Raw genomic sequence first — 18099 nt, forward strand, 5'->3', positions numbered from 1 at the left:
CTTAGCCCTGGATAATTTTGTCCATCGCGCGGGTCGGCAGCAGGCGTTTCAGCAGGGCGACCGCGTGCGTCACCAGGGTTACCGGGTAGCGCAGCTTCGGTTTATCGCTGACAAAAGCATGGCGCACTTTTTCCACCACGGCTTCCGGTCCGAGAGTAAAGCGGGCGGCAATGCCGGGGTTTTCCACCGGCTTATCGGCCTGGGTCTGGTTAACGTTGTTGGTGAAACGGGTGCGGATGGGGCCCGGCTCAATCAGGCTGACCTTAATACCGCTGTGGCGCAGCTCCATGCGCAGCGCGTCGGACCAGGCCTCCAGCGCGTATTTACTCGCGGCATAGGCGCCACGGCCGGGGCTGGAGATGATCCCCATCACCGATGAGGTCATCACGATACGCCCCTCACCGTGCGGCTCCATGGCCGGAAGCAGCAGCATCGTTAGCTGATGGGCGCCGAAAAAGTTGGCGGAAAACTGCTGCTCCATCTGCTGGCGGCTGATGGTCGGCAGCGGGCCGTAGACGCCGTAGCCCGCGTTGTTAAACAGGCCATACAGGCGGTTATCGGTCAGGGCAATCACCTCGGCGGCGGCGCGTTCAACGCTCTGCGGATCGTCAAGATCCAACAGAACACCGCTCAGCCCCAGTTCGTGCATCCGCGCGACATCTTCTGCTTTGCGGCAGGCGGCCAGCACGTTAAAGCCCTGGCGCTTTAAATCCAGGGCGCTTTCAAGACCAATTCCGCTGGAACATCCTGTAACTAAAACCGATTTTTGCATAACTTTACCTGCGAATGACTCGCTGTTATCAGGAGTCATGATTAACTAAGGGAGCCAAACGCGTCGCCATCCAGTCGGCGATAAACGGCTGGGCGTCTCGATTGGGGTGAATTCCATCGTCCTGCATCCACTGCGGTTTCAGATAAACCTCTTCCATAAAAAAGGGCAGCAGAGGAATATCAAACTCTTTGGCCAGTGCCGGATAGATTGCGCTAAAGGCTTCATTATAACGGCGGCCATAGTTGGCGGGCAGGCGAATTTGCATCAGCAGCGGCTGGGCATTCGCCGCTTTGATATGCTCAAGAATGGTACGCAGCGTCTGCTCCGTCTGCTGCGGGGGGAAACCGCGCAGTCCATCGTTACCGCCGAGCTCCACCAGCACCCAGCGCGGCTGGTGCTGCTTAAGCAGCGCCGGAAGCCTTGCCAGCCCCTGCTGCGAGGTATCGCCGCTGATGCTGGCGTTCACCACCGGCGTTTTGGTCTGCCACTTATCGTTAAGCAGCGCAGGCCAGGCGGTATTGCCCGCCATACGATAACCGGCGCTCAGACTGTCGCCGAGAACCAACAGCGTGTCGGCCGCCATCGCGCGGCAGGTAAACAGGACCAGAAACAGGAAAGGCAAATGCCAGCGGAAAACATACTTGAAGTTCATCATCTTAAGAAATCCGTCGGTCAGGGTGAGCATCAGCTGTCCATCCTTACCGGAGTTGAGCTGGTTGTCAAACAAGGGCAAACCATCGCCCTGATTGGCGAGTCGGGGTCCGGTAAATCGACGCTGCTGGCGATCCTGGCCGGGCTGGACGACGGCAGCAGTGGAGAAGTCTCGCTGCTTGGCAAGCCGCTGCATCAGATGGACGAAGAGGCGCGGGCGAAGCTGCGCGCAAAGCATGTCGGCTTTGTGTTTCAATCCTTTATGCTGATACCCACCCTCAATGCGCTGGAAAACGTCGAGCTTCCGGCGCTGCTGCGCGGCGAAAGCGACAGCCAGAGCCGCGGCAGCGCCCGGGCCCTGCTGGAGCAGCTGGGGCTGGGTAAACGCCTGCATCACCTGCCGGTGCAGCTTTCCGGCGGCGAGCAGCAGCGGGTCGCGCTGGCGCGCGCGTTTAACGGCCGCCCGGAGCTGCTGTTTGCCGATGAACCCACCGGCAACCTCGACCGTCATACCGGAGATAAAATTGCCGATCTGCTGTTTTCGCTTAACCGCGAGCACGGCACCACGCTGATCCTCGTCACCCACGATCCGCTGCTGGCGGCGCGCTGCGACCGGCGGCTGCGGCTGGTAGATGGCCAGCTGCGGGAGGAAGCATGATTGCCCGCTGGTTCTGGCGCGAATGGCGCTCGCCGTCGCTGCTGATTGTCTGGCTGGCGCTAAGCCTGGCGGTGGCCTGCGTGCTGGCGCTGGGCTCGATAAGCGACCGCATGGAGAAAGGACTCAGCCAGCAGAGCCGGGAATTTATGGCTGGCGACCGCACGCTGCGCAGCTCACGCGAAGTCCCTGGCGCATGGATTGACGAAGCGCGTCGCCTTGGCTTAACCGTCGGCGAACAGCTGGGCTTCGCCACCATGACCTTTTCCGGCGATACGCCGCAGCTGGCGGACGTCAAAGCGGTTGACGAGCGTTATCCGCTGTATGGTCAGCTGCAGACCCAGCCGCCGGGGCTGAAGCCGCACGCCGGGACCGTGCTGCTGGCGCCGCGATTAATGGCGCTGCTGAATCTGAAAACCGGCGACACTATTGATGTCGGCGACGCTACGCTGCGCATTGCCGGCGAGGTGATTCAGGAGCCGGATGCCGGCTTTAACCCCTTCCAGATGGCGCCGCGGCTGATGATGAACACCGCCGACGTGGCGAAAACCGGCGCGGTACAGCCAGGCAGCCGCGTTTCCTGGCGCTATAAGTTCGCCGGAACCCCGCAGCAGCTGGCGGATTATGAAAAATGGCTGCTGCCGAAGCTGGGGCCGGAACATCGCTGGATCGGCCTGGAGCAGGACGACAGCGCGCTGGGCAAATCGCTGGAACGCTCGCAGCAGTTTTTACTGCTGTCGGCGTTGTTAACGCTGCTGCTGGCGGTCGCCGCGGTGGCGGTGGCGATGAGCCATTACTGCCGCAGCCGTTACGATCTGGTGGCGATCCTCAAAACCCTCGGCGCCGGGCGGGCGCAGCTGCGCAAGCTGATTGTCGGCCAGTGGCTGATGCTGCTGGCGATGGCGGTGGTTGCCGGCGGGGCGATGGGCGTTGGGCTAGAAAATATTCTGCTGGTGATGCTTAAACCGGTGCTCCCGGCGGCGTTGCCGGCGGCGAGCGGCTGGCCGTGGCTGTGGGCGATCGGCGCGATGGTGGTGATTTCCCTGCTGGTCGGGCTGCGACCCTATCGACTGCTGCTGGCGACCCTGCCGCTGCGAGTGCTGCGCCAGGATGTTGTTGCTAATGTCTGGCCGCTTAAGTTCTATATTCCCGTGGTGTGCTTGGTCGTGGTGGCGCTGCTGGCGCTGCTGATGGGCGGCAGCCCTCTGCTATGGGCGGTGCTGGCGGGCGCCGTGGTGCTGGCGCTGGTGTGCGGCCTGGCGGGATGGGGCGTTCTGTGGCTGCTGAAGCGTTTGACGTTAAAAGCGCTGCCGCTGCGCCTGGCGGTGAATCGTCTGCTGCGTCAGCCGTGGTCGACCCTGAGCCAGCTGGCGGCCTTTTCGCTGTCGTTTATGCTGCTGGCCCTGCTGCTGGTGCTGCGCGGCGATCTGCTCGATCGCTGGCAGCAGCAGCTGCCGCCGGAAAGTCCTAACTACTTTCTGATCAACATCGCCCCGGAGCAGGTGGTGCCGGTGAAAACCTTCCTTGCCGAACATCAGACCCGCGCCACCGAGTTCTATCCCATCGTGCGCGCCCGCCTGACGCAAATCAACGGCCAGGCGACGGAAGGCAATAAAGATGAAGCCCTGAACCGCGAGCTTAACCTCACCTGGAGCCGCGAGCGGCCTGATCATAATCCGCTGGTGGCCGGAACCTGGCCGCCGAAAGCGGGCGAGGTCTCGATTGAAGAGGGGCTGGCGCAGCGGCTGGGCGTCAAGCTCGGCGATAGCGTGACGTTTACCGGGGATACCCAGGACTTTAGCGCGAAAGTGTCCAGCGTGCGCAAAGTTGACTGGGAGAGCCTGCGGCCAAACTTCTTCTTTATCTTCCCGCAGGGGGCGCTCGACGGGCAGCCGCAAAGCTGGCTCACCAGCTTCCGCTGGGATAACGGCAACGGGATGCTAACGCAGCTCAACCGCGAATTCCCCACCGTCAGCCTGCTGGATATCGGCGCGATTTTGCAGCAGATTGGCCAGGTGCTGACACAGGTAAGCCGCGCCCTTGAGGTGATGGTGATTCTGGTCACCGCCTGCGGCGTGTTGCTGCTGTTGGCGCAGGTGCAGGTCGGGATGCGCCAGCGTTATCAGGAACTGGTGGTCTGGCGCACGCTGGGGGCCGGTAAGTCTCTGCTGCGCACCACGCTGTGGGCGGAGTTCGCCCTGCTGGGCGTGGTGTCAGGCGTGGTGGCGGCGATTGGCGCAGAGGTAGCGCTGGCGCTGCTGCAAAGCAAAATCTTTGACTTCCCGTGGTCTCCGGACTGGCGGCTATGGGTGATGCTGCCGCTGTGCGGGGCGATACTGCTGTCGCTGTGCGGCGGCTGGCTGGGGCTGCGTTTGCTGAAAGGGAAGGCGCTGTTCCGCCAGTTTAGTCAGGGATAGCGTGAGTGATGTAGCCCGGGTAAGGCGTCAGCCGCAACCCGGGGGGGGCCGGTACGGATGAGAGTGGCTATTACAGATGACCGTGGTTCAAGACGGTGAGCGGCTCGTTGACGTCGAAGATTTTGCAGATAACGTCATCCACGCCGAGAGATTTCAGGCGTGCGGTATGCTTGTTGAGATAAGCGAGCGCGGTTTCTTCATTCTCAAAAAGATAGATCCCGCCCGCTTCCTGATCCTTTTCGCTTTCCGTCCAGATCTTCCAGATAAACCCCGGTTCCTGATTGATAGACTCGGCCAGTTCCACGAGCTGACGGGACATCTCGCTGCCGAAGGGGCCATTAAAGGCAAAGTGCAGCTGCAGTAGTTTTTTCGACATAGTTCCTCCATGGATGAAGTTTGCGCGGTAATAGACCATTTTAATGACATGGCGATGAAAAGATAACCACTGTTTTTTTAACGGCACAAAATGGTAAGTCACTGATTTTTAACCGCACGAAACATTAAAAACTCAACAACACGTCATACTCAATCGCAGTTAATATTCAACTGGCAAATATAAGGTTGCTTATTAATCAAGGAAAAAGTATGGCACATAAAATAAAAGCGCTGGCGATAACGATCGGCGCAGCCCTGGCGTTAACCTCTTTTGCATCCCAGGCGGAAATTACGCTTTTAAAACAAGATCCGCAGGCGGGCGATCCGTTAAGCCGGCTTAACTTCACCGTCGGCGGGAGCATCCGTCCCCAGTTCAATATGATGTCCGGCGACGGAGACAAAGGCTCTTATAAACGTAACGGTTTCGATGGCGGCACCCGTTTCCGCTTCGCCGCCGACTACTATCTGTTCGATGATATTAGCTGGATCAGCTACTACGAGCTGGGCGTCAATATTCCGGCGCTTTTCGACTGGGATAACCACTATGCCGAAGGCGCGAATAACACCAGCCGCCGTATGCTCTATACCGGCCTGAAAAGCGATACCTGGGGGACGTTAACCTACGGTCAGCAGAACAGCGTTTATTACGACGTGGTCGGGGTAAAAACCGATATCTGGGATTACGACATGATAGGCCAGGCGCCGGGTAACGGCATCAACGGTGACTACGATGGTTCCTATCGCTCACGCAATATGCTGAAATACAAGAAAACCGTTGGCGATGTCGATCTCTACGCTTCTTACTTATTCGAAGACAGCGAATATCTGCCGGGCAACGGCCTGCGCTACAAGCGTAAAGGCGGTGGCTCCATCGGCGCCGATTACCACATTATGAAGGATTTGACCTGGGGTGCCGCGTGGAACTATACCCGCGCCGATATGCGTAACCCCTCGAGTTCAGACAGCAAATCATACGACCAGAATATCGTCGGTACCGCCCTAAGCTGGACGCCGGATAACTGGACCTTCTCCTTCGGCGGCGGCTGGTATCAGAACTTCCTGACCACCAAAAAAACCGATGTTCATAACTACTTCGCGGGCGATGCCTGGGGTATTGAGTACTTTGCCGGTTATAAATTCCCGATTGGTCAGTATGCGGTGAAATCTATTCAGCCGTACTTTATGGGCGACCGCCTGCAGTACGTGAACGGCCGCAACTATCAGCGGATTGATAACGGCGTCGGCGTGAGCTTCCAACTGGATTACGGTTTCCGCGTTGACTACGAACACGTCTTCACGTCAAGCACCGACAACCTGGGCGATATGAACCTGGTGCGTCTGCGCTACGACTTCTAAGCTGAAACACTTCCCCGGCGGCGCTGCGCTTCCGGGGCTCGCCGTTTGCGGACCCGTAGCCCGGCTAAGGCGTTTACGCCGCAAGCCGGGACAAGGGAGGATGTGACTACTGCGCCTGCGCCAGCCAGGCGGCGACGTCCTGCCAGCTGCCGCGAAAAATAATCTTCTCCGCTTTTTTGCCGAGCTGGTAGCGGTACATTGGGTCGTAATACTCGTTCAGCAGGGGAACCAGCCAGCTGAAGTGGGCTTCGGTGCTGGCGCTGCGCTGCTGCTCCAGCAGGGCTTCATCAAGCCTGGCAGTGAGCTGGGCAAAACGCTGTAACCCGAGGCGGCGGCGGATAGCGAACAGGCCGTGGTGCAGATATTCGCTATATGCCCGCCAGCCTTGCTCTTCGCCGTAGGCCGCCAGGAAATCGCGATGCATCCGGGTAAAATACTCCTCGCGCAGCCGTTCAAGACGGATCTCAAACGGATCTTCCACTACCGCCAGCGGCGACTGCGCCATGCGAATACGCATACATTCCGGCAGGTGATTGGCGCCGATCATATGCCCCTCATCTTCCAGCACCCAGCGCGTCTGCCGCTCTGACTTTTTGAGCATCGCCACGGCAAGATGATTTTCAAAGGTTGCCTGCTGATACTGCTCCTGCAGGGTACGGCCAAATGAAGAGCCGCGATGGTGGGCGAGGCCCTCGAGATCGATGCCGTCGGGCTGGGCGCAGACCAGCTGGGTTTTACCGTTACCGGTACAGCCGCCAATCAGCACGATAGGGCGCTGCACCAGCTCTTCGGTCAGCTGAATAGCCGCCTGGCGCAGCGCTTTATAGCCGCCGGTAATCAGCGGGTAATCCACGCCTGCGTCATTCAGCCACTGCTGCACGATATGCGAACGCTGGCCGCCGCGGGCGCAGCACAGGTAGCCCTCGGGATAACGCGCGCAGGCTTCTTTCCAGGCGGCGAGGCGGCTGGCGCGAATCTCGCCGCTGACCAACTGATGACCCAGCGCGAGAGCGGCTTCCGGCCCCTGACGTTTATAGCAGGTGCCGACGGCGGCGCGTTCGTCGTCGTTCATCAGCGGCAGGTTGACCGCCGCGGGCATGGCGCTTTGCCTGAATTCAATCGGGGCGCGTACGTCAATCAGCGGCGTATCGCTGGCGAGGATCTGCCGAATATTCTGTGGGACTAATTGCATCATTTAAACCGTTAAGCCATCCAGACGCGTCGCTCGACGCGATAATCCTCCTATTGTACGCGGTGAGCGGTAGGCTGAATTGATTTTTCACGGTGTATCGCTGAATAGTGTCAGGAATCCCTGGATTTCCGGGGCCGAATGGACGAACAGCGAGGCGATATCCTGCACCGCTTTACCATGATGATCTTTGCGCCAGGCGAGGCTCAGAGGAGAGGGGGGACGCATCGCCGGGATCTGTCGGGCGATCAGCTCACCGCGAGCGATAAGCGGCTGGCACAGCGGCTCGGGTAAAAAGCCGATACCGACGCCGGCGATATGCGCCGCGATTTTAGTTTCGATATCGGGAACCACAATCTCTTTTTGCCCCGGCAGACGCCAGGCGACGCGCTTGGTCAATCTCCGGGCGCTGTCCTCAATATTGACCGCAGGATAGCGACGTAGCTGGGCCTCCGATAGCGGATCGCTTTGCTGGCCGAGCGGGTGATGCGGCGACATCACGAACAGCCAGGACACTTCGCCCAGCGGGGTGACCGCAATATTTTCGCCTAACGGTTCGGTGCCGGTAACGCCGATCGCCAGCGAAAAGTCATCGTGCAGAAGCGTATCCCAGACGCCCATATAAATTTGTCGCGAAAAATGAAACTGCGTAAAGGGGTAACGTTGGCTGAGCCAGGCCAGCAGCCGGGCGATGGCCTGCGGGTCATACATCAGGTTATTTACTACAATATTGACCTGGCGCTCCACGCCGTCGTTTATCTGCTGTAGCTCTCCGGGCATACTGTCAATCCAGCCAAGCCATTCTCTGGCCTGCGCCAGCAGGTGCATCCCGGCCGGGGTCAGCAGTACGCTGCGCGTGGTGCGGGAAAAGAGCGCGACGCCGGTGTTATCTTCCAGTAATTTGATGCGATAGCTAATAGTGGCGGTTGTTTTATAGAGTTTTTCCGCCGCTCTGGAGAAGCTGCCGCTCTCCGCTACGCTGACAAAGGTACGTAGTGTTTCGGGGTCTAGCATCGCCTCATTCCTCGTAATTTAATAATTCCCCCATGATTTTTAAGTATTTTTTCATAATAACCATTTCAATTATGTGGCTTAAATCAGGTTTTGGAAAATTATTCCAACTTATAGTTGATACCACTTTGAGATGGCCATGAATTGACCGGTACATCTCTTACCCTCAAGGTATGAGGAGGGGAACGGTTTTTAATGACTAAGGAATATGCAATGAAGCTAGAAGTATTGCCGCTGACGCGCGAAGCCTTCCGCCCCTATGGGGACGTTATCGAAACGGAAGGACAGGATTTTTTCCACATCAACGATGGCAAAGTCCAGCGTTTTCACGATCTGGCGATGGTGGAAACCCTGCAGCAGGAGCGCACGCTGATCAGCATTAACCGCGCCCAGCCGGCGGCGCTACCGATTGTGGTCACCGAGCTGGAACGTCATCCGCTGGGCACCCAGGCGTTTGTGCCGATGAACGGTGAAGCCTTTGTCGTGGTGGTCGCGGCAGGAGGCGATCAACCGGACATGACCACGCTGCGCGCGTTTATCTCCAATGGCCGTCAGGGGGTCAATTACCATCGTAACGTCTGGCATCACCCGCTGTTTGCCTGGCAGAGTGAAACCGATTTTTTAACCGTCGATCGCGGCGGAAAAGATAACTGCGATGTGGTAGAGATCCCGACCGTGGAGTTGAGCTTTGCGTGAGGTTGCACGTGACGCTATCGATTATCTTGCATAACATGTGGGCGCTTACACACTATTTATGCTCAGGTTTTGAGCCGGAGATAATCGAGGTATGACAGAAGTGAGAAGGCGGGGAAGGCCGGGCCAGCAGGAGCCTTCCGCGCAAAAAGGCGCCCAGGCGCTGGAGAGAGGGATCGCGATACTGCAATACCTTGAAAAGAGCGGCGGCAGCTCGTCGATCAGCGATATTTCCCTGAATCTGGACTTACCGTTGTCGACCACCTTTCGTCTGCTCAAGGTGCTGGAAGGCGCGGATTTTGTGTATCAGGACGCGCAGTTAGGCTGGTGGCACATCGGACTTGGCGCATTCAATATCGGTTCGGCGTACATCCACAACCGGGATGTTTTATCCGTCGGCGGACCCTTTATGCGCCGGCTGATGCTGATGTCGGGCGAGACCGTCAACGTGGCGATTCGCAACGGCAACGAAGCGGTGCTGATTGGCCAGCAGGAGTGCAAGTCGATGGTGAGGATGTGCGCGCCGCTCGGCAGCCGACTACCACTGCATGCTTCAGGCGCCGGGAAAGCGCTGCTGTATCCGCTGTCGGCGGAAGAGCTGGTGGATGTCATTGTGAAGACCGGACTACAGCGGTTTACGCCGGCGACGATCGTCGATTTGCCGGTCCTGCAGCGGAATCTGGATGAAGCGCGAGCCTGCGGCTACAGCATTGACCAGGAGGAGCACGTGACAGGATTAAACTGTATTGCTTCAGCGGTTTACGATGATGTGGGGTCCGTGGTCGCGGCGATTTCGATTTCCGGGCCGGCGTCCCGCTTAACCCCGGATCGTTTTATCAGCCAGGGAGAGCTGGTAAGGGAGACGGCAAGGAATATCAGCACCGCGCTGGGACTCAAACCCCAGGCTGATTGATAGCCGAACCGACCCGCTCTGCGGAGCGGGACTTTTTTGGCTTTTTTCAAATTTGGAAAATTTTTCCAATATAGCGAGGTAGTAAAAAATGGCAAAAATGAGAGCCGTCGACGCGGCAATGTATGTACTGGAAAAAGAAGGGATTACCACCGCATTTGGCGTGCCCGGCGCGGCGATTAACCCGTTCTATTCGGCGATGCGCAAGCACGGCGGGATCCGTCATATTCTGGCGCGTCACGTGGAAGGCGCGTCGCATATGGCGGAAGGTTATACGCGGGCCACGGCCGGCAATATCGGCGTATGCCTGGGAACATCGGGCCCGGCGGGAACGGATATGATCACCGCGCTGTACTCCGCCTCCGCTGACTCCGTTCCTATTTTGTGCATCACCGGCCAGGCGCCGCGCGCGCGTCTGCATAAAGAAGATTTCCAGGCGGTCGATATAGAGTCCATTGCTAAGCCCGTCACTAAGATGGCGGTGACCGTGCGCGAAGCGGCGCTGGTGCCGGGCGTGCTGCAACAGGCTTTCCATCTGATGCGCTCCGGCAGACCGGGACCGGTTCTAATCGACCTGCCTTATGATGTCCAGGTCGCGGAAATCGAATTTGATCCTGAGCTGTATGCGCCGCTCCCGGCGTATAAACCTGTTGCCACGCGCCCGCAGATTGAACGCGCGCTGGCGATGTTGCTGATGGCCGAACGCCCGGTGATAGTCGCCGGCGGCGGGGTAATTAACGCCGATGCCGCGGCGCTGTTGCAGCAATTTGCCGAAATCACCCATGTGCCGGTGATCCCGACGCTGATGGGCTGGGGCTGTATCCCGGACGACCACGAGCTGATGGCCGGTATGGTCGGCTTACAAACCGCGCACCGCTACGGCAACGCCACGCTGCTGGCCTCCGACCTTGTGTTCGGTATTGGCAACCGCTTTGCCAACCGTCATACCGGTTCGGTCGAGAAGTACACCGCAGGCCGCAAAATCATCCATATCGATATCGAACCGACGCAGATTGGCCGCGTGCTGTGCCCGGATTTAGGGATTGTCTCCGATGCGAAAGCGGCGTTGACCCAACTGGTGGATATCGCGCAGCAGATGCAAAAAGAGGGCCGCCTGCCTCGCCGCGAGCGCTGGGTTGCCGAGTGTCAGGAGCGCAAACGCACGCTGCTGCGTAAAACCCACTTCGATAACGTGCCGGTCAAACCGCAGCGCGTTTATGAAGAGATGAACAAAGCCTTTGGCCGCGACGTGTGCTACGTCACCACCATCGGTCTGTCGCAAATCGCCGCCGCGCAGATGCTGCACGTATTTAAAGACCGCCACTGGATCAACTGCGGCCAGGCGGGGCCGCTGGGCTGGACGCTGCCCGCCGCGCTGGGCGTTTGCGCCGCCGACCCCGAGCGTAACGTGGTGGCGATCTCCGGCGACTTCGACTTCCAGTTCCTGATTGAAGAGCTGGCGGTAGGCGCGCAGTTCAATATTCCTTACGTCCACGTACTGGTGAACAACGCCTATCTGGGTTTAATTCGTCAGTCGCAGCGCGCGTTCGATATGGATTACTGCGTCCAGCTGGCGTTTGAAAATATCAACTCCAGCGAAGTGAACGGCTACGGCGTCGATCACGTGAAGGTCGCCGAAGGTCTCGGCTGTAAAGCGATTCGCGTCTTTAAACCTGAAGATATCGCGCCCGCATTTGAACAGGCGAAAGCGTGGATGAAAGAGTATCGCGTGCCGGTGGTGGTGGAAGTGATCCTTGAGCGCGTGACCAATATCTCGATGGGCAGCGAGCTGGATAACGTCATGGAGTTCGAAGACGTTGCCGACAGCGCCATCGATGCGCCAACCGAAACCTGCTTTATGAAATATGAATAAATGAGGTGAACCTATGTTGCGCTTTTCTGCCAATCTTTCGATGTTATTTCAGGAATATGATTTTCTCGAGCGCTTTGATAAAGCGGCGGCCTGCGGTTTTCGCGCCGTTGAATTTATGTTCCCGTATGACTATGCGCCCGAGGTATTAAAGCAAAAGCTGAGCGACAACCGGCTGGAGCATACCTTACATAATTTACCCGCTGGCGACTGGGCGGCAGGGGAGCGCGGCATCGCCTGTATTCCCGGTCGCGAAGCGGAGTTCCGCGAGGGCGTTGACGCCGCAGTCCGCTACGCCAAAGCGCTGGGCAATCGTAAAATCAACTGCCTGGTCGGTAAAACCCCGGTGGGCTATCGCGAAGATCATATTCGCGCCACGCTGGTGGCGAATTTACGTTTTGCCGCCGCCGCGCTGGCCCAGGAGGGGATTCTGCTGCTGATTGAGCCGATTAATTATTTCGATATGCCGGGGTTCTATCTGAATACCACGCATCAGGCGCTAGCGCTCATTGATGAGGTCGGCAGCGATAATCTGAAAATCCAGTACGATATTTATCATATGCAGCGCATGGAGGGTGAATTAACCCATACGATGCAAACTTATGCCAACCGAATTGGTCATTTACAGATTGCCGACAACCCGGAGCGCGGAGAGCCGGGAACCGGAGAAATTAATTACGATTATCTTTTTAAATTTATCGACAAGTCAAATTATGACGGCTGGGTCGGCTGCGAATATAAACCGCTGACTACCACCGAAGCGGGCCTGACATGGTTTAATCGCTACCGCTAATTTTTAATTTATCGTTGGGCACTATTTATTATTCCATTTCGGGGAAGGGATAACTATTGCCCAAATAAATCGAAACAGAAATTTTGAGAGGAAACGTATGAAACTGGGATTTATTGGTTTAGGTATTATGGGCACCCCGATGGCGCTCCGACTTGCCAAAGCGGGCCACGCGCTGCACGTGACCACCATCGGTCCGGTTGCTGAAGAACTGCTCAAGCAGGGCGCGCAGCATCTGGCTACCGCCGAGCAGGTCGCGGAGCAGTCCGAGATTATTTTTATCATGGTCCCGGATACCCCGCAGGTTGCCGACGTGTTGTTTGGCGAACACGGCTGCGCCAAAGCGGCCCTGAAGGGCAAAACCATCGTTGATATGAGTTCTATATCGCCGATTGAAACCAAGCGTTTTGCACAGCAGGTGCGGGATTTGGGCGCGGATTATCTCGATGCGCCGGTATCCGGCGGCGAAATTGGCGCGCGTGAAGGCACGCTCTCGATTATGGTCGGCGGTGACGAAAACGTGTTTGCTCGCGTGAAGCCGCTGTTTGATATCCTGGGTAAAAACATCACCCTCGTCGGCGGTAACGGCGACGGTCAGACCTGTAAAGTCGCCAATCAGATTATCGTCGCGCTGAATATTGAAGCGGTCTCCGAAGCGCTGGTTTTCGCGTCTAAAGCCGGAGCCGATCCCGCTCGCGTTCGTCAGGCGCTGATGGGCGGCTTCGCCTCCTCGCGTATTCTGGAAGTACATGGCGAAAGAATGTTGAACCGGACTTTTAATCCCGGCTTTAAAATTTCCCTGCACCAGAAGGATCTTAATCTGGCATTGCAGAGCGCGAAAGCTCTGGCGCTTAATTTACCGAATACGGCAACCTGTCAGGAGCTATTTAATACCTGCGTCGCCAACGGCGGTAGCGAATTAGATCACTCGTCTTTAGTTCAGGCGCTGGAATTAATGGCGAATCATAAAATATCGTAATGAGAAAATGCTGTCGATTCCGGCAGTATTTTTTAAACCTCACGGGTGAATTTATGGATACTATCAATAAAACGGGTATCGACTATTGGAAGAAAATAGTCGTGGTAATGAGTCTGGGCTGGGTGGCAATATGGATTTATCGTACCGTATTAACGCCGATTTACCCGGAAATTCAGGCGTCCTTAGGCAACGTCAGTAACGCTGAAATTGGCGCGATAGCCAGCTTCTATTTTCTTGCCTACTGCGGAATGCAGATCCCCTGCGGTATTCTGGTTGATAAACTGGGGCAGAAAATTATGCTGATGTGTGGTTTCTCGCTGTTTATTATCGGCACGCTAAGCATCGCTAATGCGGGAAACCTGACGCTGATTTATATCGGCTCGCTGCTGGCCGGCGCCGGCTGCGCGTCCTTCTTCAGCTCCGCCTATTCGCTCTCCTCGGCCAACGTGCCGCAGGAGCGTCGGGCGCTGGCGAACGCCATTATTAACAGCGGCTCGGCTATCGGGATGGGGATTGGCCTGATTGGCTCAAGCATTCTGGTCAAAAGCATGCATATGGCCTGGCAAAACGTGTTGTTTATTGTCGCCGCGATCCTGGTGGTGATGCTCTGCGTGTTTACCCTGGTGATTCGTCGCAAGCTTAAAGAGCCAGCCGCAGCGGTCAATAAAAATAGCGCCACGGCGTCAGCACCGGTCGAAGAGAAGTCAGCGCCGCTGTTTTCGCCGCTGCTGTGCAGCGTTTACTTCCTCTATTTCTGCACCTGCTACGGCTACTACCTGATCGTCACCTGGCTGCCTTCCTATCTCCAGACCGAACGCGGCTTTGACGGCGGGGCCATTGGTTTTGCTTCGGCGCTGGTGGCGGTTGTCGGGGTGCCGGGGGCGCTGTTCTTTAGCCATCTGTCGGATAAATTCCGCGACAGTAAAGTCAAAGTTATTCTCGGGCTGGAGATTGTCGCCGCGGCCATGCTGATGTTTACCGTCCTGTCGCCGAATACCACCATGCTGATGATTAGCCTCGTGCTGTACGGACTGCTGGGCAAAATGGCCGTTGACCCGATTCTTATTTCGTTTGTCTCCGAGCAGGCATCAGCGAAAACATTAGGCCGCGCTTTCAGCTTATTTAATTTCTTTGGTATGAGTTCAGCGGTCGTTGCCCCGACGCTCACCGGTTTTATTTCCGATCTGACTGGGTCAAAAGAAATTAGTTTTGTGATGTCTGCCGGGCTAGTTATTACCGGAACGATACTGTTTGCATTGATTACCTTGCGTAAGAACAAAATACAGTCAAAGACAATCCCCGTATAATAAATATAAATAATTATAATAATTTGTTGTTCCACATAGCTAAACCTGTAAACGTAATCCGATGCGTATTAAGAGGGAATTATGGAACAAGCTCAAGACCTGTACAAATCCAGAGGTTATAGCGACGATCTATTACCAAAAATAGAATCGCAGCGTAACTGGAAGACATTTAACTATTTTACCTTATGGATGGGATCCGTACACAACGTACCTAATTATGTCATGGTTGGTGGTTTTTTTATTCTTGGACTATCAACGTTCAGTATAATGATGGCAATAATATTGAGTGCTTTTATTATTGCCGCGGTTATGGTGTTTAATGGCGCTGCCGGAAGTAAATACGGCGTACCCTTCGCTATGATTTTAAGAGCCTCGTATGGGGTGCGTGGGGCATTATTACCTGGCCTGCTCAGAGGCGGTATTGCGGCGATTATGTGGTTTGGTTTGCAATGCTATGCCGGTTCGCTGGCATTCCTGATCTTATTAGGCAAACTGTGGCCAGCGTTTTTGACCCTTGGCGGCGATTTTAAGCTGCTGGGACTGTCGTTGCCGGGGCTGATCGCCTTTCTGGTTTTCTGGCTGATTAATGTGGGGATTGGTTTCGGCGGCGGAAAAGTTCTCAATAAATTCACCGCGATCCTCAACCCCTGTATCTATGTTGTGTTCGGCGGCATGGCCATCTGGGCTATCTCGCTGGTGGGGATTGGCCCGATCCTCGACTACCTACCGACCGGAGTGGAGAAAGCGGAACATAGCGGTTTCCTGTTCCTGGTGGTGATTAACGCGGTGGTCGCCGTGTGGGCGGCGCCGGCTGTCAGCGCCTCGGACTTTACCCAGAACGCGCGCTCGTTTCGCGATCAGGCGCTTGGGCAAACCCTTGGTTTAGTCGTGGCTTATATTCTTTTCGCGGTGGCCGGGGTGTGCATTATCGCCGGGGCCAGTATCCATTACGACATGGATACCTGGAACGTGCTGGATATCGTGCAGAAATGGGACAGCCTGTTTGCTTCTTTCTTTGCGGTGCTGGTGATATTAATGACCACGATCTCCACCAACGCCACCGGTAATATTATTCCGGCAGGCTATCAAATCGCGGCAATTGCGCCGACTAAATTGACCTATAAAAACGGCGTACTGATCGCCAGTATTATTAGCCTGCTGATCTGCCCATGGAAATTAATGGAGAATCAGGACAGTATTTATCTTTTTCTCGATATTATCGGCGGCATGCTGGGCCCGGTTATTGGGGTAATGATGGCGCACTACTTTGTCGTCATGCGCGGGCAAATTAATCTTGATGAGCTGTATACCGCGCCGGGTGATTATAAGTATTTTGATAATGGTTTTAACGTTACCGCATTCCTGGTCACCATCGTGGCGGTGATTTTATCGCTCGGCGGAAAATTTATTCCGCTGCTCGAACCATTCTCCCGGGTGTCGTGGTTTGTCGGCGTCATCGTCGCTTTTGCCGCATACGCTTTACTAAAAAAACGGGCGCTGCCGAATAATATTTCGCACCCGGATGTTGTTAGCTGATTTTCTTATCAAGAGGAAGATTTATTTCAGGGATGAAGCATCAATACCCAAAGCCACAAGCAGAAGTATGGCGGGTTAATCGTCTGTACACATACAAGGAGTTTTATATGTCTTTTGATTTAATTATTAAAAACGGCACCGTTATTCTGGAAAACGAATCGCGGGAGGTGGATATCGCGGTTGCTAACGGCAAAATCGCCGCGATCGGTGAAAACCTGGGCGAAGCGAAGCAGGTGATGGATGCTTCGGGCCTGATCGTGTCGCCGGGGATGGTCGATGCGCATACCCATATCTCTGAGCCGGGGCGTACCCACTGGGAAGGATACGAAACCGGCACTCGCGCAGCGGCAAAAGGCGGCATCACCACGATGATCGAAATGCCGCTGAACCAGCTCCCGGCGACCACCGACCGCGAAACCATCGAGCTGAAATTCGATGCCGCGAAGGGCAAGCTAACCATCGACGCCGCGCAGCTTGGCGGCCTGGTTTCCTATAATCTGGACCGCCTGCATGAGCTGGATGAAGTGGGCGTGGTGGGCTTCAAATGCTTTGTCGCCACCTGCGGCGATCGCGGGATCGACAACGACTTCCGCGACGTTAACGACTGGCAGTTTTTCAAAGGCGCGCAAAAGCTGGCCGAAATGAAGCAGACCGTGTTGGTGCACTGTGAAAATGCGCTGATCTGCGATGAGCTCGGCGAAGAAGCAAAAAGAGAGGGCCGCGTGACGGCGCATGATTATGTCGCGTCGCGTCCGGTCTTCACCGAAGTCGAGGCGATCCGCCGCGTTCTCTATCTGGCGAAAGTCGCCGGTTGCCGCCTGCACGTATGCCACGTCAGCAGCCCGGAAGGGGTCGCCGAAGTGACCCGCGCGCGTCAGGAGGGTCAAGACGTCACCTGCGAATCCTGTCCGCACTACTTTGTGCTGGATACCGAGCAGTTCGAAGCGATTGGCACCCTGGCGAAGTGCTCTCCGCCGATCCGCGACGCGGAGAACCAGAAGGGAATGTGGGAGAAGCTGTTCAACGGCGAAATAGACTGCCTGGTCTCCGACCACTCTCCGTGTCCGCCGGAAATGAAGGCGGGCAATATCATGCAGGCCTGGGGCGGGATTGCCGGTCTGCAAAGCTGCATGGACGTGATGTTCGACGAAGCGGTGCAGAAGCGCGGTATGTCTCTGCCGCAGTTCGCCCGCCTGATGGCGACCAACGCCGCCGATATTTTCGGCCTCAAGCACAAGGGGCGCATCGCGCCGGGCAAAGACGCCGACCTGGTGTTTATTCAGCCGAACAGCAGCTACGTTTTGCAGGCGAAAGACCTCGAATATCGCCATAAAGTCAGCCCGTACGTTGGCCGGAAGATTGGCGCGCGTATCACTAAAACCATCCTGCGCGGCGAGGTGATTTATGACATCGAGCAGGGTTTCCCGCAGGCGCCGAAGGGGAAATTTATCCTTAAGCATCAGCAGTAACGGGTAACCGTTGCATTCCCGGATTGCGGCGTAAACCCCTTATCCGGGCTACGAACCTGACGTCGTGCGCGGGTTTTGTAGCCCGGGTAAGGCGCAAGCCGCGATCCGGGGCATAACCC

General features: G+C 56.5%; 16 protein-coding genes. 11 read left to right on the plus strand and 5 right to left on the minus strand.

What is annotated here, in order from left to right; genetic code table 11:
- Window position 1: 1 nt before the first annotated feature.
- Both BWI76_RS06940 and tesA read right to left on the minus strand, forming a co-directional pair.
- The gene (locus tag BWI76_RS06940) at window positions 2–811 is read right to left on the minus strand and encodes an SDR family oxidoreductase (RefSeq protein WP_162685301.1); all 810 of its coding nucleotides are present in this window, start codon (window positions 809–811) and stop codon (window positions 2–4) included.
- Window positions 801–1427 carry a multifunctional acyl-CoA thioesterase I/protease I/lysophospholipase L1 gene (gene tesA / locus BWI76_RS06945; protein ID WP_098066568.1) on the minus strand — a complete coding sequence of 209 codons (627 nt, stop codon included), beginning with the start codon at window positions 1425–1427 and terminating at the stop codon, window positions 801–803. Before tesA ends, BWI76_RS06940 begins: the two co-directional genes overlap by 11 nt.
- On the opposite strand from tesA, the gene ybbA reads away from it, so the two are divergent.
- The gene (gene ybbA, locus BWI76_RS06950; protein ID WP_024359143.1) at window positions 1395–2081 is read left to right on the plus strand and encodes a putative ABC transporter ATP-binding protein YbbA; all 687 of its coding nucleotides are present in this window, start codon (window positions 1395–1397) and stop codon (window positions 2079–2081) included. The two genes, tesA and ybbA, sit on opposite strands and share 33 nt — an antisense overlap.
- The gene (ybbP, locus tag BWI76_RS06955) at window positions 2078–4495 is read left to right on the plus strand and encodes a putative ABC transporter permease subunit YbbP (RefSeq protein ID WP_024359005.1); all 2418 of its coding nucleotides are present in this window, start codon (window positions 2078–2080) and stop codon (window positions 4493–4495) included. Before ybbA ends, ybbP begins: the two co-directional genes overlap by 4 nt.
- Before the next feature lie 70 nt (window positions 4496–4565).
- Here the strand turns inward: ybbP and BWI76_RS06960 are convergent, their stop codons facing one another.
- Window positions 4566–4871, minus strand: a complete 306-nt coding sequence (locus BWI76_RS06960) for a monooxygenase (protein WP_004137904.1) — start codon at window positions 4869–4871, stop codon at window positions 4566–4568.
- Between the two features lie 209 nt (window positions 4872–5080).
- Between BWI76_RS06960 and BWI76_RS06965 the strand changes: the two genes are divergently transcribed.
- The gene (locus BWI76_RS06965) at window positions 5081–6226 is read left to right on the plus strand and encodes a porin (protein ID WP_004130005.1); all 1146 of its coding nucleotides are present in this window, start codon (window positions 5081–5083) and stop codon (window positions 6224–6226) included.
- Window positions 6227–6332: 106 nt separating this feature from the next.
- On the opposite strand, the gene mnmH is transcribed toward BWI76_RS06965, so the two are convergent.
- Window positions 6333–7418: a tRNA 2-selenouridine(34) synthase MnmH gene (gene mnmH, locus BWI76_RS06970; RefSeq protein ID WP_049085243.1), complete on the minus strand. Its 1086-nt coding sequence runs from the start codon at window positions 7416–7418 to the stop codon at window positions 6333–6335.
- Window positions 7419–7505: 87 nt separating this feature from the next.
- Window positions 7506–8429, minus strand: a complete 924-nt coding sequence (gene allS / locus BWI76_RS06975; RefSeq protein ID WP_004137900.1) for an HTH-type transcriptional activator AllS — start codon at window positions 8427–8429, stop codon at window positions 7506–7508.
- 210 nt (window positions 8430–8639) lie between these two features.
- Between allS and allA the strand changes: the two genes are divergently transcribed.
- The 8 genes from allA to allB all read left to right on the plus strand — a co-directional run bounded on the left by allA (window position 8640) and on the right by allB (window position 17980).
- Window positions 8640–9122, plus strand: coding sequence for an ureidoglycolate lyase (allA, locus tag BWI76_RS06980; RefSeq protein ID WP_004137898.1), 483 nt, complete (start codon window positions 8640–8642; stop codon window positions 9120–9122).
- Between the two features lie 91 nt (window positions 9123–9213).
- On the plus strand, window positions 9214–10032 hold the full coding sequence (gene allR, locus BWI76_RS06985; protein WP_064371470.1) for an HTH-type transcriptional repressor AllR: 819 nt from the start codon (window positions 9214–9216) through the stop codon (window positions 10030–10032).
- An 88-nt stretch (window positions 10033–10120) separates the two neighbouring features.
- On the plus strand, window positions 10121–11902 hold the full coding sequence (gcl, locus tag BWI76_RS06990) for a glyoxylate carboligase (protein ID WP_049085207.1): 1782 nt from the start codon (window positions 10121–10123) through the stop codon (window positions 11900–11902).
- Between the two features lie 13 nt (window positions 11903–11915).
- Window positions 11916–12692 carry a hydroxypyruvate isomerase gene (gene hyi / locus BWI76_RS06995; RefSeq protein WP_004137893.1) on the plus strand — a complete coding sequence of 259 codons (777 nt, stop codon included), beginning with the start codon at window positions 11916–11918 and terminating at the stop codon, window positions 12690–12692.
- A gap of 64 nt (window positions 12693–12756) precedes the next feature.
- Complete coding sequence (gene glxR / locus BWI76_RS07000; protein ID WP_374754957.1) at window positions 12757–13668, plus strand: 2-hydroxy-3-oxopropionate reductase; 912 nt, start codon at window positions 12757–12759, stop codon at window positions 13666–13668.
- A gap of 53 nt (window positions 13669–13721) precedes the next feature.
- Window positions 13722–14975: an MFS transporter gene (locus BWI76_RS07005; protein ID WP_004137889.1), complete on the plus strand. Its 1254-nt coding sequence runs from the start codon at window positions 13722–13724 to the stop codon at window positions 14973–14975.
- 81 nt (window positions 14976–15056) lie between these two features.
- The gene (locus tag BWI76_RS07010; RefSeq protein WP_004137887.1) at window positions 15057–16511 is read left to right on the plus strand and encodes an allantoin transporter; all 1455 of its coding nucleotides are present in this window, start codon (window positions 15057–15059) and stop codon (window positions 16509–16511) included.
- Window positions 16512–16618: 107 nt separating this feature from the next.
- The gene (gene allB / locus BWI76_RS07015; RefSeq protein ID WP_004137886.1) at window positions 16619–17980 is read left to right on the plus strand and encodes an allantoinase AllB; all 1362 of its coding nucleotides are present in this window, start codon (window positions 16619–16621) and stop codon (window positions 17978–17980) included.
- The last annotated feature ends 119 nt before the right edge of the window (window positions 17981–18099 follow it).

Origin of the sequence: Klebsiella sp. M5al (assembly GCF_002090195.1) — a bacterium.
Classification (GTDB): Bacteria; Pseudomonadota; Gammaproteobacteria; order Enterobacterales; family Enterobacteriaceae; genus Klebsiella; species Klebsiella grimontii.